17 protein-coding genes and 1 pseudogene are annotated in these 20,330 nt (G+C 70.8%); 8 read left to right on the top strand and 10 right to left on the bottom strand.

Annotated features, from left to right (window positions below; translation table 11 throughout):
- Nucleotides 1–23: 23 nt before the first annotated feature.
- Nucleotides 24–1,331, bottom strand: coding sequence for a nitrate/nitrite transporter (locus tag ACFC51_RS22095; RefSeq protein WP_376530367.1), 1,308 nt, complete (start codon nt 1,329–1,331; stop codon nt 24–26).
- Nucleotides 1,328–2,011 (bottom strand): GntR family transcriptional regulator, encoded by a 684-nt coding sequence (locus tag ACFC51_RS22100; protein WP_376380890.1) that lies wholly within the window; start codon nt 2,009–2,011, stop codon nt 1,328–1,330. Before ACFC51_RS22100 ends, ACFC51_RS22095 begins: the two co-directional genes overlap by 4 nt.
- 187 nt (nt 2,012–2,198) lie before the next feature.
- On the opposite strand from ACFC51_RS22100, the gene ACFC51_RS22105 reads away from it, so the two are divergent.
- Nucleotides 2,199–3,098: a D-alanyl-D-alanine carboxypeptidase family protein gene (locus ACFC51_RS22105; protein ID WP_376530370.1), complete on the top strand. Its 900-nt coding sequence runs from the start codon at nt 2,199–2,201 to the stop codon at nt 3,096–3,098.
- Between the two features lie 66 nt (nt 3,099–3,164).
- Here the strand turns inward: ACFC51_RS22105 and ACFC51_RS22110 are convergent, their stop codons facing one another.
- Genes ACFC51_RS22110 through pdhA form a run of 3 tightly spaced genes read right to left on the bottom strand, consistent with a single transcriptional unit; the run spans nt 3,165 to nt 6,719 of the window.
- Nucleotides 3,165–4,565: a dihydrolipoamide acetyltransferase family protein gene (locus ACFC51_RS22110; RefSeq protein WP_376380884.1), complete on the bottom strand. Its 1,401-nt coding sequence runs from the start codon at nt 4,563–4,565 to the stop codon at nt 3,165–3,167.
- 10 nt (nt 4,566–4,575) lie between these two features.
- The gene (locus ACFC51_RS22115) at nt 4,576–5,556 is read right to left on the bottom strand and encodes an alpha-ketoacid dehydrogenase subunit beta (RefSeq protein ID WP_376380881.1); all 981 of its coding nucleotides are present in this window, start codon (nt 5,554–5,556) and stop codon (nt 4,576–4,578) included.
- A gap of 2 nt (nt 5,557–5,558) precedes the next feature.
- A complete protein-coding gene (gene pdhA / locus ACFC51_RS22120; protein ID WP_376380878.1) occupies nt 5,559–6,719 on the bottom strand; it encodes a pyruvate dehydrogenase (acetyl-transferring) E1 component subunit alpha in 1,161 nt (386 codons plus the stop codon).
- Between the two features lie 345 nt (nt 6,720–7,064).
- On the opposite strand from pdhA, the gene ACFC51_RS22125 reads away from it, so the two are divergent.
- The 3 genes from ACFC51_RS22125 to ACFC51_RS22135 all read left to right on the top strand — a co-directional run bounded on the left by ACFC51_RS22125 (nt 7,065) and on the right by ACFC51_RS22135 (nt 9,539).
- Complete coding sequence (locus tag ACFC51_RS22125) at nt 7,065–7,724, top strand: response regulator (protein WP_376380875.1); 660 nt, start codon at nt 7,065–7,067, stop codon at nt 7,722–7,724.
- A gap of 248 nt (nt 7,725–7,972) precedes the next feature.
- On the top strand, nt 7,973–8,476 hold the full coding sequence (locus tag ACFC51_RS22130) for a pyridoxamine 5'-phosphate oxidase family protein (protein WP_376376238.1): 504 nt from the start codon (nt 7,973–7,975) through the stop codon (nt 8,474–8,476).
- A gap of 58 nt (nt 8,477–8,534) precedes the next feature.
- Complete coding sequence (locus tag ACFC51_RS22135) at nt 8,535–9,539, top strand: phosphotransferase (protein WP_376530419.1); 1,005 nt, start codon at nt 8,535–8,537, stop codon at nt 9,537–9,539.
- Between the two features lie 54 nt (nt 9,540–9,593).
- Here the strand turns inward: ACFC51_RS22135 and ACFC51_RS22140 are convergent, their stop codons facing one another.
- Nucleotides 9,594–11,195 carry a protein kinase gene (locus ACFC51_RS22140; RefSeq protein ID WP_376376240.1) on the bottom strand — a complete coding sequence of 534 codons (1,602 nt, stop codon included), beginning with the start codon at nt 11,193–11,195 and terminating at the stop codon, nt 9,594–9,596.
- Nucleotides 11,196–11,489: 294 nt separating this feature from the next.
- Here ACFC51_RS22140 and ACFC51_RS22145 point away from each other — a divergent pair, with 294 nt between their 5' ends.
- The 4 genes and pseudogenes from ACFC51_RS22145 to ACFC51_RS22160 all read left to right on the top strand — a co-directional run bounded on the left by ACFC51_RS22145 (nt 11,490) and on the right by ACFC51_RS22160 (nt 15,286).
- Complete coding sequence (locus ACFC51_RS22145) at nt 11,490–13,112, top strand: protein kinase (RefSeq protein WP_376530372.1); 1,623 nt, start codon at nt 11,490–11,492, stop codon at nt 13,110–13,112.
- 317 nt (nt 13,113–13,429) lie between these two features.
- Nucleotides 13,430–13,789, top strand: coding sequence for a hypothetical protein (locus ACFC51_RS22150; protein WP_376376244.1), 360 nt, complete (start codon nt 13,430–13,432; stop codon nt 13,787–13,789).
- 9 nt (nt 13,790–13,798) lie between these two features.
- Nucleotides 13,799–14,620, top strand: a pseudogene (locus tag ACFC51_RS22155) (ABC transporter permease); the annotation flags it as partial.
- Between the two features lie 117 nt (nt 14,621–14,737).
- Complete coding sequence (locus tag ACFC51_RS22160) at nt 14,738–15,286, top strand: bacterial proteasome activator family protein (protein ID WP_376376246.1); 549 nt, start codon at nt 14,738–14,740, stop codon at nt 15,284–15,286.
- 305 nt (nt 15,287–15,591) lie between these two features.
- Here ACFC51_RS22160 and ACFC51_RS22165 read toward each other — a convergent pair whose 3' ends face one another.
- The 4 genes from ACFC51_RS22165 to ACFC51_RS22180 form a co-directional block, all read right to left on the bottom strand.
- The gene (locus tag ACFC51_RS22165; RefSeq protein ID WP_376530375.1) at nt 15,592–16,578 is read right to left on the bottom strand and encodes an NAD(P)H-quinone oxidoreductase; all 987 of its coding nucleotides are present in this window, start codon (nt 16,576–16,578) and stop codon (nt 15,592–15,594) included.
- Nucleotides 16,579–16,650: 72 nt separating this feature from the next.
- Entirely contained in the window at nt 16,651–17,790 is a 1,140-nt protein-coding gene (locus ACFC51_RS22170) for a potassium channel family protein (RefSeq protein WP_376376250.1), read from the bottom strand.
- A complete protein-coding gene (locus tag ACFC51_RS22175; protein ID WP_376530377.1) occupies nt 17,748–19,376 on the bottom strand; it encodes a molybdopterin-binding protein in 1,629 nt (542 codons plus the stop codon). Before ACFC51_RS22175 ends, ACFC51_RS22170 begins: the two co-directional genes overlap by 43 nt.
- Nucleotides 19,373–20,242 (bottom strand): NTP transferase domain-containing protein, encoded by an 870-nt coding sequence (locus tag ACFC51_RS22180; RefSeq protein WP_376376254.1) that lies wholly within the window; start codon nt 20,240–20,242, stop codon nt 19,373–19,375. The genes ACFC51_RS22175 and ACFC51_RS22180 overlap by 4 nt, the downstream gene beginning before the upstream one ends.
- Nucleotides 20,243–20,330 lie beyond the last annotated feature (88 nt).

Here is a 20,330-nt window from a genome sequence, read left to right on the forward strand (position 1 = left end):
GCGGGCTCGCCGGCGGGGCGCGTTCAGGCGGGTACGTGCACGGCCTCGACCCGGCTGACGACGTGGTGGTCGCGTTCCCGGTGCGTGGCGACGGCGTGGAGCCGCAGGATCTGCACGACCCCCAGCGCCTCCAGGACGAAGACCGAGGCGAACGCGACACGGTAGTTGTCCCCGGTCGCGTCGAGCAGGACCCCGACCGCGAAGAGGGTCGTCATCGAGGCGACGAACCCGCCCATGTTGACGATCCCGGAAGCGGTGCCCTGGCGCTCCGGCGGATTGGCGGGCCGGCCGAAGTCGAAGCCGATCATCGACGCCGGGCCGCAGGAACCCAGCACCACGCACAGGGTGATCAGCAGCCACATCGGCGCGTGGTCGCCGGGGTAGAAGATCGTGCTCGCCCAGAGCAGCGCGGTCATCGCGACCGTGCCGAGGGCCAGCGGGGCGCGCGCCGCGTGGTGGCGGGCGATGATCTGCCCGTAGACGAGCCCCACCACCATGTTGGAGAGCACCACCAGCGTGAGCAGCTCACCGGCGGTGCCCCTGCTCAACCCCTGGGCCTCGACCAGGAACGGCATGCCCCAGAGCAGCAGGAAGACCATGGCGGGGAACTGCGTGGTGAAGTGCACCCACATGCCCAGCCGTGTGCCCGGCTCCTTCCAGGCTGCGGCGATCTGCCTCCGCACGTACGCCGCTCCGGCGTGCTCCGCGGGCGGCGGCTCGTGGCCCTCGGGGTGGTCCTTGAGGAAGAGGAGCAGCAGCACCAGCACCAGCACGCCGGCCAGCGAGCTGCCGAGGAAGGTCGTGGTCCAGCCGAACTCGTGCAGCGCGCGGGCGATGAAGAGCGTCGAGACGAGGTTGCCCGCCATCCCGAAGAGCGCGGCCACCTGGCCGATCAGCGGTCCGCGCCGGGCCGGGAACCACCGGGCACCGAGCCGCAGGACGCTGATGAACGTCATGGCGTCGCCGCAGCCGAGCAGCGCGCGGCAGGCGAGCGCCATGCCGTACGAGGGGGAGAGCGCGAAGCCCAGCTGTCCCAGCGTGAAGAGGACGACCCCGAGGGTGAGGACCTTCTTGGTGCCGAGCCGGTCGACCATCAGGCCCACGGGTATCTGCATACCGGCGTAGACGAGCAGCTGGAGGATGGAGAACGTCGACAGGGCGGAGGCGTTGACGTCGAACCGGTCGGCGGCGTCCAGCCCGGCGACCCCGAGGCTGGTGCGGAAGATGATGGCGACGAAGTAGACGGCGACGCCGATGCCCCAGATCCAGGCGGCACGCCGGCCGCCGGGCGGGTCTCCGGGCAGCGACAGGGTGGGCGAGGCCGAGCTCATCGGTCATCACCCCGGACCAGCACCTTGACCCGGCTGACATGGCGGCGGACGACCTGAGCGGCACCCTCGGCGTCACCGGCCCTGATGGCGTCCAGCAGCTCGCCGTGCTCGGTGATGTTGGCGGCGATCCTGCCGGGATGAGCCTCCATCACGGCGACGCCCATCCGGAGCTGCCGGTCGCGGAGCTGGTCGTAGAGGCGCGAGAGGATCTCGTTGCCCGCGTTCTTCACGATCTCGGCGTGGAAGCAGCGGTCCTTGACGGAGACGGCGGCCAGGTCGCCCGCCTCGGCGAGCTCCCGCTGCTCCTCCAGGAGCTGTTCGAGCCGGGCGATCAGCTGCGCCGACGCGGGCACCGCCTTGCGTGCGGCGAACTCCTCGACGAGCAGCCGGGTCTCCACCACGTCGGAGATCTCCTGGGCGGAGACCGCGAGGACCAGGGCGCCCTTCTTCGGGTAGAGCTTGATCAGCCCTTCGACCTCCAGGCGGAGCAGCGCCTCCCGCACCGGGGTCCGGGACACTCCGACGGCCTCGGCGAGATCGCCCTCGGTGAGGAGCGTGCCGCCCTCGTAACGACGGTCGAGGACGGCTTCCTTGATGTGCGTGTAGACGCGCTCGGCCGCGGGCGGGGGCTTGGATTCACCCTTGCGGGTAGGAGGGGAGACGGACGGTGCAGCAGGCATGCGCACAGCATAGATACAAGATGCGTACGTTCGCAGCTCCGTCCGCGATCCGGGACACCGACCACGATCCGACCACCTGTTCCGACATCACCCCTCCGGGGGCACATCCATCCGTCCATCTCGTGCGTCTCACCATCGAGCGGCACCCTCATGTGGCCGCGATGCAGGCGTATTTGGAGCGTTTGACGTGAAAATCGGTCTTAAGGGCATAAACCGCGCATCTGTTGCCGCCACCGTGGCTCTCACAGCAGGTGCCGTCCTCGCGGGCAGCGCGTTCGCCTCCGCGGCCCAGGCAGCGACACCGCCGACTCCCACGATCACCGCCAAGGGCGGGTTCGTGATGGACAACGGCACCTCGAAGACGCTCTACGGAAAGGCGTCGGACACGCGCCGCTCCACCGGCTCGACGACGAAGATAATGACCGCCAAGGTCGTGCTGGCACAGAAGAACCTGAACCTGGACGCCAAGGTCACGGTCCAGAAGGCGTACAGCGACTACATCGTCTCGAAGACCGCTTCCTCGGCCCGGCTGATCGTCGGCGACAAGGTCACGGTCCGGCAGCTGCTGTACGGCCTGATGCTGCCGTCGGGCTGCGACGCCGCGTACGCCCTCGCCGACAAGTTCGGCTCCGGCACCACGCGCGCGGCCCGCGTGAAGTCGTTCATCGGCAAGATGAACGCCGACGCGAAGAGCATGGGTCTGAAGAACACCCACTTCGACTCCTTCGACGGCATCGGCAGCGGCTCCAACTACTCGACGCCGCGCGACCTGACGAAGATCGCCAGCAGCGCGATGAAGAACTCCACGTTCCGCGCGGTCGTGAAGACGAAGTCGACGAAGCAGAAGGTCACGACCAAGACCGGCGGCTACCGCTACATGTCCTGGTCCAACACCAACGCCATGCTCGGCAGCTACAGCGGCATGATCGGCGTCAAGACAGGCTCGGGCCCGACGGCCAAGTACTGCCTGGTCTTCGCCGCGACCCGCAACGGCAGGACGGTCATCGGGACCGTCCTCACCTCGACGTCGGCGACCACCCGGACCGCCGACGCCAAGAAGCTCCTGGACTACGGCTTCAAGAAGTAGCCCGGCGCCGCACAGAGCGAAGGGGGCCCACCGCACGATGCGGTGGGCCCCCTTCCCTGTGTCCCGCTACGCCCAGGTGATCAGACGCTTCGGCTGCTCCAGGATCGCGGCGACGTCCGCGAGCACCTTGGAACCCAGCTCGCCGTCGACCAGCCGGTGGTCGAAGGAGAGCGCCAGCGTCGTCACCTGACGGGGCTTCACCTTGCCCTTGTGCACCCACGGCTGGAGCTTGATGGCCCCGACCGCCAGGATCGCGGACTCGCCCGGATTCAGGATCGGCGTACCCGTGTCGACGCCGAAGACGCCGACGTTCGTGATGGTCACCGTGCCGCCGGCCATGGCCGCCGGGGAGGTCCTGCCCTCGCGGGCCGTGGCGACCAGCTCGCCCAGCGCCTCGCCCAGCTGGGGCAGGGTCTTGTCGTGCGCGTCCTTGATGTTCGGCACGATCAGACCGCGCGGGGTGGCGGCGGCGATGCCCAGGTTGACGTAGTGCTTCTGCACGATCTCCTGGCCGGCCTCGTCCCAGGCGGCGTTGATCTCCGGGTTGCGCCTGATCGCGACCAGGAGCGCCTTGGCGATGACGAGGAGCGGGTTGACCCGCACCCCCGCCATGTCCTTGTCCTCCTTGAGCTCCGCCACGAGCTTCATCGTCCGCGTCACGTCGACGGTGACGAACTCGGTGACGTGCGGCGCGGTGAAGGCGCTGCCGACCATGGCCTGCGCGATGGCCTTGCGCACCCCCTTGACCGGGATGCGGGTCTCCCGCCCGGCCGGGCCCGCGGGCACGGCGACGGCCGTGGGAGCGGGAGCCTCGACGGGCTGGGCGGCGACCTCGGCGGGCGCCGGCGCGGCGGCCGCGTGGACGTCCTCGCGGGTGATGACCCCGCCCTCACCGGTCGGAGTGACCGTGGCGAGGTCGATGCCCAGGTCCTTCGCCAGCTTGCGCACCGGCGGCTTGGCGAGCGGACGGCTCTCCGGGACCTTCGCGCCGTGGCCGTTCATCTCCGCCTGGATCGCGGCGGCTGCCGGGCCTGGGATCTCGACGCCCTTACGGGCACGGCGCTTGGTGGAGGTCTCCGCCACGCCGTAGCCGACCAGCACCGGCTGCCGGCCCTTGGGCGCTTCCGGTCCGGCTTCCGCGACCGGCTGCTGAACGGTTTCGGCAGCGGCCTCCGGCGCGGCCGGGGCGTCACCGCTGCCGGGCGCCACGTCCACCGCGATGATCACCTCGCCGACGTCGACGGTCGTGCCCTCGGGGAAGCGCAGCTCGTGCACCACCCCGTCGAACGGGATCGGCAGCTCGACCGCGGCCTTGGCCGTCTCCACCTCGCACACGACCTGGCCGTCGGTGACGGTGTCGCCGGGCTGGACGAACCACTTGAGGATCTCCGCCTCGGTCAGCCCCTCGCCGACATCGGGCATCTTGAACTCGCGGAAACGAGCAGACGTTTCGGTCATCGTCGTCACGGCCCTCTCCTCAGTACGCCAGCGAGCGGTCGACGGCGTCGAGCACCCTGTCGAGACCCGGCAGGTACTCGTCCTCGAGCCTGGCCGGCGGGTAAGGGGCGTGGTAGCCGCCGACCCTCAGCACCGGCGCTTCGAGGTGGTAGAAGCAGCGCTCGGTGATCCGGGCCGCGATCTCCGCCCCGGACCCGTAGAACACCGGCGCCTCGTGGACCACCACGAGCCGGCCGGTCTTCTCGACCGATGCCTGTACGGCGTCGAAGTCGATCGGGGACATCGACCTCAGGTCCAGGACCTCGATCGACTTGCCCTCCTCCTGCGCCGCGGCGGCCGCCTCCAGGCAGACCTTCACCATCGGGCCGTAGGCGACGAGCGTGAGATCGGATCCCTCACGGGCCACTGCTGCCTTGTGGAGCGGGCCGGGGATGGACTCGGTGTCGAGCTCCCCCTTGTCCCAGTAGCGGCGCTTCGGCTCGAAGAAGATGATCGGGTCGTCGCTCTGGACGGCCTGCTGCATCATCCAGTAGGCGTCGCTCGCGTTGGACGGCGAGACGACCTTCAGGCCCGCCACGTGCGCGAACAGGGCCTCGGGCGATTCACTGTGGTGCTCGACCGCGCCGATGCCACCGCCGTACGGGATGCGTACGACGACCGGCATCTTGACCTTGCCGAGGGCACGGGCGTGCATCTTGGCGAGCTGCGTGACGATCTGGTCGTACGCGGGGAAGACGAAGCCGTCGAACTGGATCTCGACCACCGGGCGGTAGCCGCGCAGGGCCAGACCGATCGCGGTGCCGACGATGCCGGACTCGGCCAGCGGGGTGTCGATGACCCGGTCCTCGCCGAAGTCCTTCTGGAGCCCGTCCGTGATGCGGAAGACCCCGCCGAGCTTGCCGACGTCCTCACCCATGATGAGGACCTTGGGGTCGGTCTCGAGAGCCTTGCGCAGCGACTCGTTGAGCGCCTTCGCGATGGACATCTTCTCGGTGGCCATGGCTAGTTGCCCTCCTCGGCGAACGATGCCTGGTAGGCGGCGAACTGGGCGCGCTCCTCGTCGACGAGCGGGTTGCCGTCGGCGTAGGCGTGGTCGAAGATCGCCAGCCGGTCCGGGTCGGGCATGGACCGCACCGTGTCGCGCACCCGCTTGCCGAGGACCTCGCTCTCCTCCTCCAGCGCGGCGAAGTACGCGGCGTCGGCGAGCTCCTGCTTCTCCAGGTACGTGCGCAGCCGCAGGATCGGGTCCTTGGCCTCCCAGGCCGCCCGCTCCTCGTCCGCCCGGTACTTGGTCGGGTCGTCCGAGGTGGTGTGGGCACCCATCCGGTAGGTGAACGCCTCGACGAGGGTGGGGCCCTCGCCCCGGCGTGCGCGCTCCAGCGCCGACCTCGTGACGGCCAGGCACGCCAGCACGTCGTTGCCGTCGACCCGGACACCGGGGAAGCCGAAGCCCTGCGCGCGCTGGTAGAGCGGCACGCGCGTCTGCTTCTCGGTCGGCTCCGAGATCGCCCACTGGTTGTTCTGGCAGAAGAAGACGACGGGGGCGTTGTAGACGGCGGAGAAGGTGAACGCCTCCGCGACGTCGCCCTGGCTGGAGGCGCCGTCACCGAAGTACGCGACGACGGCGGAGTCCGCGCCGTCCTTGGCGACGCCCATGGCGTAGCCCGTGGCGTGCAGGGTCTGCGAGCCGATGACGATCGTGTACAGGTGGAAGTTGTTGGTGCTGGGGTCCCAGCCACCGTGGTTCACACCGCGGAACATCCCGAGCAGATTGGTCGGGTCGACGCCGCGGCACCAGGCGACACCGTGCTCGCGGTAGGTCGGGAAGACGTAGTCGTCGTCGCGCAGCGCCCGGCCGGAGCCGATCTGCGCGGCCTCCTGGCCCAGCAGGGAGGCCCACAGGCCCAGCTCGCCCTGACGCTGCAGCGCGGTGGCCTCGGCGTCGAAGCGGCGGGTCAGGACCATGTCCCGGTAGAGGCCCCGGAGCTCGTCCGCGCTCAGGTCGATCTCGAAGTCCGGGTGTTCGACGCGCTCGCCCTCGGGCGTCAGCAGCTGCACCAGCTGGGGGCCGGAGCCCTCCGGCGTCTGCGCGGGCGTCTTCGCGGCGCTGGTCCGCTTGCTGCTGCGTCGCGGTTTGCGCGCGGCAGTGCTCTCCACGGTCACGTGCGTGCTCCTCCGTCGGTCCGGCCCCCGGGATGGCCGGGAACCAGTGCGGCTCGCCTGTGTCCGGACCCGTGCACGGGGTGGGTGCCACTCGGCCGGAACAGGCGTGACAGGTGCCCCGGCGAGCGTCCTGTCATAAGCACGTTACCCAGTGCATCGCATAACTGCGAAACACCCTGTGACCTGCAATTTTGCTTGGATTTCCAAGTAAATCGCAAAAAACACGAACTCCCGCTGGTCACAGCACCGGTAACGGCCTGGCAGGCGGCCGGAACAACGGCACGTTATCCCGGCCGACAGCCCCAGGGAAGGGCGGACGGTAAAGGAGTGTGTGAGACTGCGAATGTGCGCGAAGAAGGAAAAATCACGGTATTCCTGCTCGATGATCACGAAGTCGTGCGGCGCGGTGTCCATGAGCTGCTGTCCTCCGAGGAGGACATCGAGGTCGTCGGCGAGGCGGGCACGGCGGCGGACGCGCTCGCGCGCATCCCGGCGACCCGGCCCGACGTCGCCGTGCTGGACGTGCGGCTGCCGGACGGCAGCGGGGTGGAGGTCTGCCGCGAGGTCCGCTCCCGGGACGAGAACATCAAGTGCCTGATGCTCACGTCGTACGCCGACGACGAGGCCCTCTTCGACGCGATCATGGCGGGTGCCTCGGGGTACGTCCTGAAGGCCATCCGGGGAAACGAGCTGCTCAGCGCCGTGCGCGACGTGGCGGCCGGCAAGTCCCTGCTGGACCCCGCGGCCACGGCCCGCGTGCTGGAGCGGCTGCGTGAGGGGAAGGACGGCAAGGGCGACGAACGGCTCGCGGGCCTGACCGACCAGGAGCGCAAGATCCTCGACCTGATCGGCGAAGGGCTCACGAACCGCGCGATCGGCGAGCGGCTGCACCTCGCCGAGAAGACCATCAAGAACTACGTCTCCAGCCTGCTGTCCAAGCTGGGCATGGAGCGGCGCTCCCAGGCCGCGGCGTACGTGGCGAGGCTCCAGGCCGAGAAGCGCTGAGGGCGTGGCTCACGGGGCCGACGTGGCTCACGGCCACGTCGGCCCCGTGAGCCATGCCGGCCGCGTCGATCGCATCCCTCGGTCCGGTCGGTCCCGATCTCGTCAGGCGCAGCCTCGATCCCGCCCGGCCCCGGTCCCGCCCCCTTGTCCGGTCCGGTCCGGCCCTGTCCGGCAGGGACTTTGGTCCCGGTTCGTCGGGGGCCGCGGACCCTTACACGTCTCCTACGCGCTGCCGGAGAGTGGGACGCATGCTTTCCTCCCGTCCCTCCGGTACCGGAACCCTGACCGGCCCCGGCCCCTCCGGCACCCCGGCCTCCTCCGCAGCGGAGAAGCTCCGCGCGATCGAGCTGCTCGGCAGCGTCCGCTACGGCCGGCTGGCCATGAGCGTGCGGGCCCTGCCCTTCCTGGCCGTGGCCCGGCATGTGGTGATCGAGGGGCGTGTGGTGCTGCAGATGCACCGAGGGCTCGGATTCCACGAGTCCTGTGACGGGAGCGTCATCGCCTACGGGGCGGACAACTTCAACACCCCGGCACCGGACGGCGGGACGGACCTCTGGTCGGTGCAGTTCACGGGACCCGTCGAGCTCGTGCGGCCGGCACCTGAGCAGCGCGAGCGCTTCGGGACCGGACCCTTGGACGTGAACGGCGAACACTTCGATCCCGTCTACCTCAGGATCGATCCCCGTCTTGCCCATATGCACACTCTGACCTTCGACGCAAGTCCGTCAGGCCGGACACACAGCGTCACCTAACATGTGGCGAGTGCTGCGCTCATCTGTGACCCTTCCGCCTGTCCCTCCGGTCGGGGAGGTGCTGCGCCGCTACCCGGACGCCGGTGAGCCCCTGGCCTGCGAACCCCTCAGCAAGGGCCTGCTCAACCACGGATACCGCGTGTCCACCACCCGGGGCTCGTACTTCCTCAAGCACCACCTCGACAAGCATCACCTCGACGACGCCAGCGGTGATCACGCCACCATCGTCCGGCAGCACCGGGCGACCCAGCAGCTGCACTCCCTCGGCGTTCCGGTGGCCCCTCCCCTCGCGGACACACACGGTGACACGGTCACGGTGATCGAGGGCGAGCGCTACGCCCTGCACCGTTGGGTGGACGGCCTCCACCGTGACGGCGCCCAGCTGACGACCGCCCAGTCGCGCAGGCTCGGAGCGCTCCTCGGAGCCGTGCACATGGGCCTGGAGCAGGTCATGGAGGCGGACCCGCCGCCTCCGGCGCGGGGCCAGGGCACGAGCCCCGACCCCGCCGACACGTTCACGCTGATCGACGAACTGCTGACGGCCGCGCGGCGCCCGGGTCCGCGGGACGCCTTCGACGAGCTCGCCGTCCACCGCCTCGTCGAACGCCGCGCTCTCCTGGAGCGGCACGCGCACCGCCGGCCGCCCACGCCCGAGGGTTCCGCCAGGGGATGGGTGCACGGTGACTTCCACCCGCTGAATCTGCTCTACCGGGGCGCCGACCCCGTCGCGATCGTGGACTGGGACCGGCTCGGCGTGCAGCCGCGCGCCGAGGAGGCCGTACGCGCCGCGGCGATCTTCTTCGTCCGGCCGGACGGAGAGCTGGCGCTGGAGAAGGTGCGGGCGTACGCCCGCGCGTACCGGCGGGCGGCGGGCGCCGGGGCGGCCGAGCTGGCGGCCGCGGTCCACCGGGTGTGGTGGGAACGCCTCAACGACTTCTGGATACTTCGCTGGCGCTACCGCCTCCACGACCGCAGGGCCGACCCGCAGTTCCCTGCGGTGTCGGCCCTGGCGGTGTGGTGGACGCGCGAGTACGAGACGGTGCACGAGGCCTTCACGGGGTGAGTACGCCCGCCGCCGCCCGGTGACCTGAGCCCTCCCCCCATGGACCGGTCGTCGTCACTGCCCGGTGGTGGTGCCCGCCGTTCCCGCGGCGGCACCCGCCGCGGTACCGGCCGCGGTGCCTGTCGTGGTGCCCTCCGTCGTCGTACCTGCGTCGTCACCGGTGCCACCGTCGTCGGTACCGCCGTCGTCGGTACCGCCGTCGTCACCGGTGCCGCCGTCCGTCGTCGTGCTGCCGCCGTCGCTCGTACCCGGGTCCGGTGACGTGGGTGTCGTCGTCGGCTTCTCCGTCGGCTCCGTCGGTTCGTTCGTCGGAGTCCACGTGGGCTCCTCCGTCTCCCACGTCCGGCCGCCCGAGGAACTGTCCGGCTCCTCGGTCTCCTCCGTCTCCTCGTCCGAGGGCTCCGCCGAGGAAGGGGTCGACGAGGGGGACACCGAGGTGGAGGGAGACGTCGGGGACTTCTTGTTGCCGCCGTCGTCAGCCGCCTGGAGGGCGAACGCGACACCCGCGCCGATCGCGATCAGCGCGAGCAGGACGAACAGCCACATCTTCCCGCGACCGCCGCCGTTGTGATGGCCGCCTGCGTACGCCCCGTCGTCCGGGTTCATGGGCGGCAGGATCGGGCCCTGCGAGGTGTCCCCGTGCGCGGGGTACCCCATGGCCGTCGTGGCCCCGCCCATGCCCATCGCCGCCGTGTGGCCGGCGTCGGGCGCGCTGACCGGGCCGGTGTTCCACGTGCCCGTGTGCCCGCCCTGGACCTGGAGCATCTGCAGGCTGTACTGGACGAGGCCGCGCATCTCCTCGGCGCTCTGGAAGCGGTCGTCCGGGTCCTTCGCCAGGGAGCGCATGACGAGCCCGTCCAGCTCCGGCGGGACGGATCCAGCGGTCTGCGAAGGCGGGACCGGCATGTCCTGGACATGCTGGTAGACCACCGAGAGCGGTGTCTCACCCGTGAACGGGGGCCGCAGGGCGAGCAGTTCGTAGAGCAGGCAGCCGGTGGCGTACAGGTCGGAACGGTGGTCGACCGCCTTGCCGAGCGCCTGCTCGGGGGAGAGGTACTGGGGCGTGCCCATGACCATGCCGGTCTGCGTCATCGTCGACTGCGCACCGTGCAGCGCGCGGGCGATGCCGAAGTCCATCACCTTGACCGCGCCGGAGTGCGTGATGATCACGTTCGCCGGCTTGATGTCACGGTGCACGATGCCGTGCTGATGGGAGTAGGCCAAGGCCTCCAGGACGCCCGAGACGATGATCAGCGCCTGCTCCGGCGGCGGTGCCTCCGCCTCGAGCAGCAGGTCGCGGATGGTGTTGCCCTCGACGAGCTCCATGACGATGTAGGGGACGGTCGACCCGCCCACGACGTCCTCACCGGAGTCGTACACAGCGACGATCGCGTGGTGGTTCAGACCCGCCACCGACTGTGCCTCACGCGTGAAGCGGGCCTTGGAGACCGGGTCCTCGGCGAGGTCGGAACGGAGCAGTTTCACCGCCACCGTGCGTCCCAGACGGACGTCCTCCGCGGCGTAGACCTCGGCCATGCCGCCGCGGCCGAGCCGGTGGGTCATGCGGTAACGGCCGTCTCCGACCACACCGCCGACACCCCAGGAGTCGGTGCCATCCGAAACTCCGCCGCCGTTTGCTTCGGAATCGGGTGCCATCAGTCCTCGCCGTCGTTTCTGTCCGCGCGTCCGCGGGTTCTCACGGTGCCTTGCTGCATTGCCACGTCACGCTACAGGCTCTGCCCGACGCACCGGTTTTCAGAGTGACGGGCCATCCAATCGGCTCGCGCGCCGTACGCGCAAATTCCATGCGCTTCCTGTAACGCTTCCGAGACGCTTCTTGTGCGTAGGGTCACGGAACGGGCACCCGGCTTGACGTGTCGTACCCCTCGGGCAGACTTGGCGCGTAAAAGGGATGATCGCGTCCGTCGGGCGCCGAGGGGGATGCAAGTCATGAGCCACGACGGCGCACACGGGCGCTATGCGGGCGGTTCCGTGGCCGGCGGCCGCTACCAGCTGCGCGACCTGCTCGGCGAGGGCGGCATGGCATCCGTCTACCTCGCGTACGACTCCGCCCTCGACCGCCAGGTCGCCATCAAGACGCTGCACACGGAGCTGGGGCGCGAGCAGTCCTTCCGCGAGCGCTTCCGGCGCGAGGCGCAGGCCGTCGCCAAGCTCCAGCACACCAACATCGTCTCGGTGTTCGACACGGGCGAGGACGAGCTCGGCGGCGCACTGATGCCGTACATCGTCATGGAGTACGTCGAGGGGCAGCCGCTCGGCTCCGTGCTCCAGTCGGACATCCAGCAGTACGGCGCGATGCCGGCCGAGAAGGCGCTGAAGGTCACCGCCGACGTGCTCGCTGCCCTGGAGACCAGCCACGAGATGGGCCTGGTGCACCGCGACATCAAGCCCGGCAACGTGATGATGACCAGGCGCGGCGTCGTCAAGGTCATGGACTTCGGCATCGCCCGGGCCATGCAGTCCGGTGTCACCTCGATGACCCAGACCGGCATGGTCGTCGGCACGCCGCAGTACCTCTCGCCCGAGCAGGCGCTCGGGCGCGGTGTCGACGCGCGGTCCGACCTGTACTCGGTCGGCATCATGCTCTTCCAGCTACTCACGGGTCGCATCCCGTTCGACGCGGACTCGCCCCTCGCCATCGCGTACGCGCATGTGCAGGAGGAGCCGGTCGCCCCGTCGAGCATCAACCGGTCGATCACCCCCGCGATGGACGCCCTCGTCGCCCGTGCGCTGAAAAAGAACCCGAACGAGCGCTTCCCGAGCGCCGCTGCGATGCAGGACGAGATCGCGCGCGTGCTCGGCGCGAGCACCGCCTCGGCCCCGGTGATCGTCAGCGGCAGCTCCCCGGCGAACAGCGGCTCGGGCGTCGGGTCGGCGGTGTTCCCGCCCGTCGACCAGGCGGTTCCGGCACCGCAGAGCGTGCAGACGCCGTACCAGCCGCACCCCCACCAGCAGCACCAGCCCGGCCCCTACGGCGCCCCGACCCCGGCCCCCACGCCCGGCTACGGGTACCCGCAGGCCGCCCAGCCGTACGGCACGCCGGGGCCCCTGGGGCACCAGACCCCGCCGCCGTACACGATGTCCCCGCAGACGACGGCGGGAGGCGCGGGTGGCGGCTCCAGGCGGAACATGCCCGTCGTCGTCGGAGCGATCGTGGTCGCCTTGGTCGCGATCGGCGGCCTGGTCACCTTCCTGAGCATGCAGGACGACGAGTCCGGCAAGGGCGGCGATCCCAGCTCCAGCGAGTCCACCGCGGCCGGGGAGCACAAGCCCCCGGAGCGGAACCGGACGATGGAGACGGAGAAGTGCACGGACGCCATGGAGGACTCGAACGACCCGGCGAAGGTCCAGGCGCCCAACTTCGTCTACAAGGACATCATCTCGGCGAAGTCCTGTGCCGCCGCGGCGGGCTGGACGGTCAAGGTCATCGAGGTGGAGGGCAACACCTACGCCGAGGACCAGGTCATCGACCAGTTCCCGACCGCGGGCACGGCCGTGGCCGAGCGGGGCGCCCACTTCGAGCTGCGGATCGCGACCGGCGACCCCGCCTGACCCTCGCGGCCGTCCGGGCTCCCCGCCGGTGACGTTCGGGGTGCGAAAGCCGGTGCGGCTGCGGGTGGGCGGTCGGGGCCGCAGGGCGGGCGGCAGTCGAGGCCGTTCCGGATGCCGGACATTTCGGCGCATGTGACGCTGATCCCATGCCTCCAGGACTCCCGGCTTCACGGTCGTCACGGTGCGTCGCCTGTCTGGTGACGGCGGCCGCCCTGGCACTCGGATCCCCCGCCTGGGCGCATGACGCACGGGCCGACGAGGCCGTGTCGGCCCCTCCGGGGCACCTGGCTCCCGCGAGGCCCCCGGCATCGCCCTCCGTGCCGGACCCCGCTTCCCCCTCGGCGGACGCCGGCTCCCCCGAGGAGCCGCCTCTGGCCGGGCGGCAGGCGGCGGAGGGCAGGGCACGGCCGGGGCGGGCGCTCTCCCCCTCGGAGGCCGCGGAGTCCGAGGCCGCGGCGGACGCCATACCACCGGATCCCGACCCCGTCGGGGTGCCGGCGTTCACACCGCCGCCGGGGGCGTTCCCGGAGCCGGGGGAGACCGAGCGGCAGCGACAGCGACAGGCGCTGGACGAGCCCGCGCTGCGCCAGGTGCGGGACGTCTCGCTCGGCACCGGGATCGCCCTGGTGGGACTGGGGCTGGCGTTCCTGGCGTTCCGCATGCGTCGCACCGGCTGAGGCCTCCCGAAACTCGGTGACCTGGCGGCGGCCGACGCCCTGGCTGCCGGGACTCCCGTGCTGCTCAACCCGACGTACGCGCAGGACGGGAGGGTCACGCTCAAGGCCGTCCACACGTACAACGAGCGCGACAAGGAGAACCGCAGGCTCCACCCGGGCAAGGCCGAGGCCACCACCGAGCGGCTGAAGGTGTACGTCGCACCCGCGCAGTACGCCGCCACCCCGGGCATCCGCATGATCCTGCCGCAGCGGACAGCGGACCGGCTCGGTCTGCACACGGAGGGCTACGGCACCGTCCACCCCGGCGCGCACACACCGACGGACGCCGCGTCACAGGCGGTGTCAGCCGCGTTCACCCGGGCCGGCAACGGGATCTACCTGCAGACCGAGAACCCGATGCAGAGGAGTGACGAGGACGTGGTCCTGCTCTTCCTCGCCCTGTTCGCGGGCGTCGTCACCCTGGGCGCCGCCGCCATCACCACTGGTCTCGCCGAGGCGGACGCGGAGGCCGATCTCACCACGCTCAGCGCGGTGGGGGCCCCGTCCGGTGTACGGCGCTCGCTCGCCGGGTTCCAGTGCCTGGTAGTCCCGCTCACCGGAGTCCTGCTCGGCACGGCGGCGGGCGTCGTACCGGCGGTGGCACTGCGGCTGGTCGGCCTACGGGTGGCGACAGCCGCCATGCCTGAGCAGCCCATGGACTCCTCGTGCACGCCCCTCGTGCTGCCGTGGGAGATCATCGGGCTGCTGGCCCTGGTCGTCCCCGTGCTGGCCAGGCTGCTGGTCGCCGCGTTCGCCGGGTCACGGCTGTCCCTGGCACTACGCGCGGGATGACCCGGCTGAGCTGACTCCGACCGGTTCCCGGGGCCCGTGGTGCCCCCGGGAGGGAGTGATCATCCCTTTCCGGGGGCACCACCATGTGACGATGCCCGTGTGCGAGACAATGGCTCCATGGAGATGCCGAGGAATGAACGGTCGCAGGAGCACCCCCAAGTCCTCGTTGTGGGGCAGGACGGAATGGCTATCGGCGGCGGTGGCGGTGACGACGAGTCGCGCGAGATCCCGGTGACGGAGATGGTCGAGCAGCCGGCGAAGGTCATGCGCATCGGCAGCATGATCAAGCAGCTTCTGGAGGAGGTCAGGGCGGCTCCTCTCGACGAGGCGAGCCGAGTCAGGCTGAAGGAGATCCACGCGAGCTCGGTGAAGGAGCTCGAGGACGGTCTGGCACCGGAGCTCGTGGAGGAGCTGGAACGGCTCTCGCTGCCGTTCACCGAGGAGTCCGTCCCCTCCGAAGCCGAGTTGCGCATCGCGCAGGCCCAGCTGGTCGGGTGGCTCGAAGGCCTCTTCCACGGCATTCAGACGGCGCTGTTCGCCCAGCAGATGGCGGCCCGTGCACAGCTGGAGTCCATGCGCCGCGCCCTTCCGCCGGGCGTGGGCCACGAGGACGAGGAAGGCGGAGCCGATCCGCACGGACCGGCGCGCTCCGGCCCGTACTTGTAGAAGCCGGAGTTCATCGAACGCGGTACGCACCGGGGCCCGGCACACAGTACGTGTGCCGGGTCCAGGTGGTCTCGGTCCCGGTGTTGTCGGGCCTGGTGCTGTCGTGCCCGGTGCTGTCGGGTTCGGTTCTGTCGGGTTCGGTTCTTTCGGGCCCTGTGGTCTGCTGGGCCCGGTTGTCTCGGTCCCCGGTGCTGCCGGGCCCGGTGGTCTGCTGGGCCTGTTCGCTTCCGCTTGCGTCTCTGGTCCGCCTGCGTCCTGGGCTCGCCCGCGTCCTCGGCTCGCCTGCGACCTGTGGTCCGCCTGCGTCAGGCCTTCGGGGAGGCGAGGAGGATCTTGCCGATGTGGCTGCTGGACTCCATGAGCCGGTGGGCCTCCGCTGCTTCCGCCATCGGCACCGTGCGGTCCACGACGGGCCGGACCACACCGTCGGCGAGCAGCGGCCAGACGTGCTCACGTACCGCCGCGATGATCGCGGCCTTCTCCGCGAGCGGCCGGGCCCGGAGCGATGTCGCCGTGACTGCAGCCCGCTTGCTCAGCAGGGCACCCAGGTTCAACTCGCCCTTCGCGCCGCCTTGGAGGCCGATGATGGCGAGGCGGCCGTTCACCGCCAGCGCGCGCACGTTCCGGTCCAGGTACTTCGCCCCGACGATGTCGAGGATCACGTCCGCTCCGGCACCGTCCGTCGCCTTGCGCAGTTCATCGACGAAGTCCTGCTCGCGGTAGTCGATGAGGATGTCCGCGCCGAGCTCCTGACAGCGCGCCAGCTTCTCGGGTCCCCCGGCCGTCACCGCGACACGCGCACCGACGGCCTTGGCGAGCTGGATCGCCATGGTGCCGATGCCGCTGGAACCGCCGTGGACCAGGAGAGTCTCGGCCGGGCGCAGGTGGGCCACCATGAAGACGTTCGACCAGACCGTCGCCGCCACCTCGGGCAGCGCGGCGGCCTGCGCGAGGTCCACGCCGTCGGGAGCGGGCAGAAGTTGGCCGATCGGGACGGCGACCTTCTCCGCGTAACCGCCACCGGCGAGGAGCCCGCACACCTCGTCGCCGACAGACCATCCGGTCACCCCGGGGCCGAGCGCGGCAATGCGGCCCGAGCACTCCAGGCCGGGGTAGGGGGAGGCGCCGGGCGGAGGGTTGTAGAAGCCCTGCCGCTGCAGGACATCGGCCCGGTTGACCGCACTGGACACGACCTCGACGAGGACTTCGCCCTCGCCTGGTACGGGATCGGGCACCTCGGCCCATACGAGCGCTTCGGGGCCGCCGGGTTCGGGGATCGTGATCGCATACATGGCCGCGAGGCTACTCCGTGCGGAGTCCCGAACGGGGGCGGACACCTTCCTGGGCCGCGCCCCGTCCGGTTCCTAGGGCCGCTGGTTGGGCTGCTGCTGGTGCATGGGCGACGTATGGAGCGGTGAGGCCCGCACGATCGTGATCACCCGGTCCGTCAGCTGCAGGGGGCTGGCCGCCGGATCGTCGTAGCCGATCAGACGATGGCCACGCAGAACGCTGACCACCAGGTCCTCGGTCTCCCGGACGTTCTTGCCCACCTCTGCCTTTATCACCGGTCGTTCGACCAGATCGAGGCCGCTGCCCTGCTGGATGAGGTCTTCCATCACCGTGCCCGCGCTGGGGCTGAGGACGGAGAGGCCCAGAAGACGGCCCGCAGCGCTCGCGCTGGTGATCACGGCGTCGGCTCCGGACTGCCGCAGCAACGGCGCGTTCTCCTCCTCGCGCACGGCGGCCACGATCTTGGCACCACGGTTGAGCTGGCGTGCGGTCAGGGCGACCAGGACGGCGGTGTCGTCCCGCTGCGTGGCGATGATGATCTGACGGGCTTTCTGCACCTCGGCCCGCAACAGCACGTCGCTGCGCGTCGCGTCACCCAGTACGCCCACGAATCCCTCGGCGTTGGCTGCCTCGATCACCTTGCCGGCCGGGTCGACGATGACGATCTGGTCCTTCTTCAGACCGGTGGCGCAGAGCGTCTGGATCGCCGAGCGGCCCTTCGTGCCGAAGCCGACGACGACGGTGTGTTCACGCAAGTTGGTTCTCCAACGGTTCAGCCGGAAGTCCTCCCGGGTCCGTTCCGTCAGGACCTCGAGGGTGGTGCCGACCAGGATGATCAGGAAGAGCACGCGCAGCGGCGTCACCAGCACCACGTTGACGAGCCGCGCCGGGTCGCTGTACGGCACGATGTCGCCGTATCCGGTGGTCGAGAGCGTCACCGTCGCGTAGTAGACGGCATCGAGGAAGTCGACCTTGTCGTCGGCGTTGTCGTGGTAGCCGCCTCGGTCGGCCCAGACGATGAAGACCGTGGTGGCCAGCACCGTGAGCGCCATCGCCAGCCGCTTGGCCACCTGGCGCAACGGGCGGTCGACCACGCGCCGGGGCAGCAGCACCCGGGTCGGGACGACGTTTTCGTCCGCGCGCCTGGCCATCGCGTCGTGGCCGGGAAGTTTCACGTGAAACACCCTTCCGTCCACGGCGACGCCGAGGCCCACGGTAGATCGAGGATCTCCACCTCGGTGCCGGACCGTACCCCGCCGGGCGGCACCACGGCCAGTCCGTCCGCGGCGGCGATGCCCCGGAGCATGGCCGGTCCGTTGAAGTGGAGGGGCACGACGCTGTCGTCGCGGTGGACCACGGGGATCAGCCTGGTGTCATGCGGATGCCCCTGCACCTCTTCGTGGACGGGTGCACGGTAGCGCTCCGGAGCGTGCCTGCCGGCCAGCCCCTGGATGAGGGGCTCAGCCAGTGTCAGCAGCCCGGACACCGCGGCGAGCGGGTTGCCGGGCAGGCCCACCAGGCAGGGGCCGCCCTCGGGAAGCCGTGCCAGCAGCATGGGATGGCCAGGACGTACGGCGACCCCGTCGACCAGCATCTCCGCCCCGATCGCGGCCAGGACGGGATGGACATGGTCCACCGGCCCCGCCGCCGTCCCTCCGGTGGTGAGGATCAGATCGGCGTCCGAGGAGACGAGAGCCCTGCGGAGCGCTTCGGGGTCGTCGCCGAGGCGTCGGGGTTCCGCGACCTCCGCGCCCAGGGCACGGAGCCAGGGGGCCATCATCGGCCCGAGTGCGTCCCGGATCAGACCTTCACGCGGCAGCCCGGCCGAGAGCAGTTCATCGCCGAGGACGAAGACCTCGACACGAGGCCGGGGCACGGCCACGAGGGCGTCGTACCCGGCGGCAGCGGCCAGACCGAGTACGGGCGGGGTCACCACGGTGCCGACGGGGAGGAGCTCGTCGCCGGACCGGCACTCCTGGCCCCGGGGCCGGATGTCCTGGCCCGGGACGACTTCGCGTGAGGGGTGCAGCAACCCCTTGGCCTCATCGCAGTGGGCATGTTCGCTACGGATCACCGCGGTGGCATCGGCAGGCAGCCGTGCACCGGTCGCGATCCGCACGGCGTGCCCGTCCGGCAAGGGCTCGATGGATCCACGTCCGGCGAGCAGCCCTTCGCCCTCCCGTACGGTCCAGGGTCCCGGCCCCGCGACCACCCAGCCGTCCATGGCCGAAGTGTCGAACGACGGGAGGTCGGTGAGCGCGCGCACGGACTCGGCCAGGACATGCCCGAGAGCGCGGTCGAGAGGAAGACGGTGGGCGGCCGGTGGAGCCGCCCGGCCGAGACGCTCGGCCAGGGCGCGCGCCCCCGTCCAGGCCGCGGCCCTGGTCCGGTGGGCCTGCGGAGGGCCAGGGGCGTCGGAAGCGATGTGCGGGGCCCGGGCCGGACCACCCGTAGGCGTACCGGTCCTCGCCGACATCGACGGGACGGCCAGGTCGTCCGTCCCTCCGGCTCGATGGTCCTGCGGCCTCGCTGCGGACTGCTCCGGCGGCGCTGTGCCTCCGGACCGCTCCGCCGGCGCTGTCCCTCCGGACCGCTCCGCCGGCGCTGTCTCACCAAACCGCTCCGCCGGGGAGTGGACGGCCTGCGGCTGATGGCCGACGATCGCCAGTGCCTGCTGGACGGCCCGCTCCTCCTCGGCCGCGCGCTCCTCCTCGGCCGACCACCTCTGGTCGGACGCCCGCCTCTGGTCGGTCGCCCGTGCCTGGTCGGGCGTCCGCGCCTCGCCTCCGTGCGCGGTCATGGCGTTCCGGGCCCGCTGCCCGCTTCCTCCTCCCACCGCAGCGCGAGCGCGGTGGCCTTGCGAGATGCTTCCGCGACCGCTTCGGCCGCTGCCTCCGGGCCACTGCCGCTGCTTGCCATCGCCGCCGCGTACCCCACGAGGAAGGTGGTCAGCGGAGCGGCGGGCCGGGCGACGCCGTGGGCGGCATCACGGGCCAGATCGAGCAGGACGTCGGTGTCGACGTCGAGTTCGATGCCCAGTTCGTTCTTGACTGCGGTGATCCATTCGTCCAGCACGGTCCCATGCTCCCTGATCCGCGCCCTGGCGGCAGCAATGTCCTCCCAGGTGTCGCAGTCGAACGAAGCGAGCGGTCCGGCCTGGACCCTGGCCAGATCCAGCTCCGCCGTCAGCAGCCGCAACGGAAGACCGGCGAGGCTGCCGTGCTCGGTTGCCAGAAGCGCGAGCTCACGACGGAGCGGTTCGCCCTGGTACACCGCCACCAGCGGCTGGTCCCGGCCGTCCCCATCGGTGCACAGGGCCCCTTCGTGCGCTCCCGCCCGCGCTGCGGCCAGCAGGGAGCGCACGGTCTCCGCCCCCAGGAACGGAAGATCCGCGGAGAGCACCAGGACGCTCTCGGCGTCCGTATGCCGTACGCCCGCACCGAGTGCGGCCAACGGCCCGCCGCCCTCAGGCACTTCACGGGTCCAGGTGACCGGCCTCTCGGTCGGCCTGCGCCCGCCCACCACCACGGTGGATCCCGCGTCGGCGCACACGGCCAGTACACGGTCGAGCAGCGCACGGCCCCCCACGCGGAGCCCTGGCTTGTCGGCTCCCCCGAGGCGTTTCGCAGCGCCGCCGGCGAGAACGATGGCGTCATACGCGGTCATGCACCCGAGTATGCGGGCCCCCCGCCCCTGACGGTCCCTCCAGGGACCGAACTCACAAGAGGCCCGGGCAGAGGGACCGCCCACGAAC

This window comes from Streptomyces sp. NPDC055962 (assembly GCF_042270185.1).
Taxonomy (GTDB): domain Bacteria; phylum Actinomycetota; class Actinomycetes; order Streptomycetales; family Streptomycetaceae; genus Streptomyces.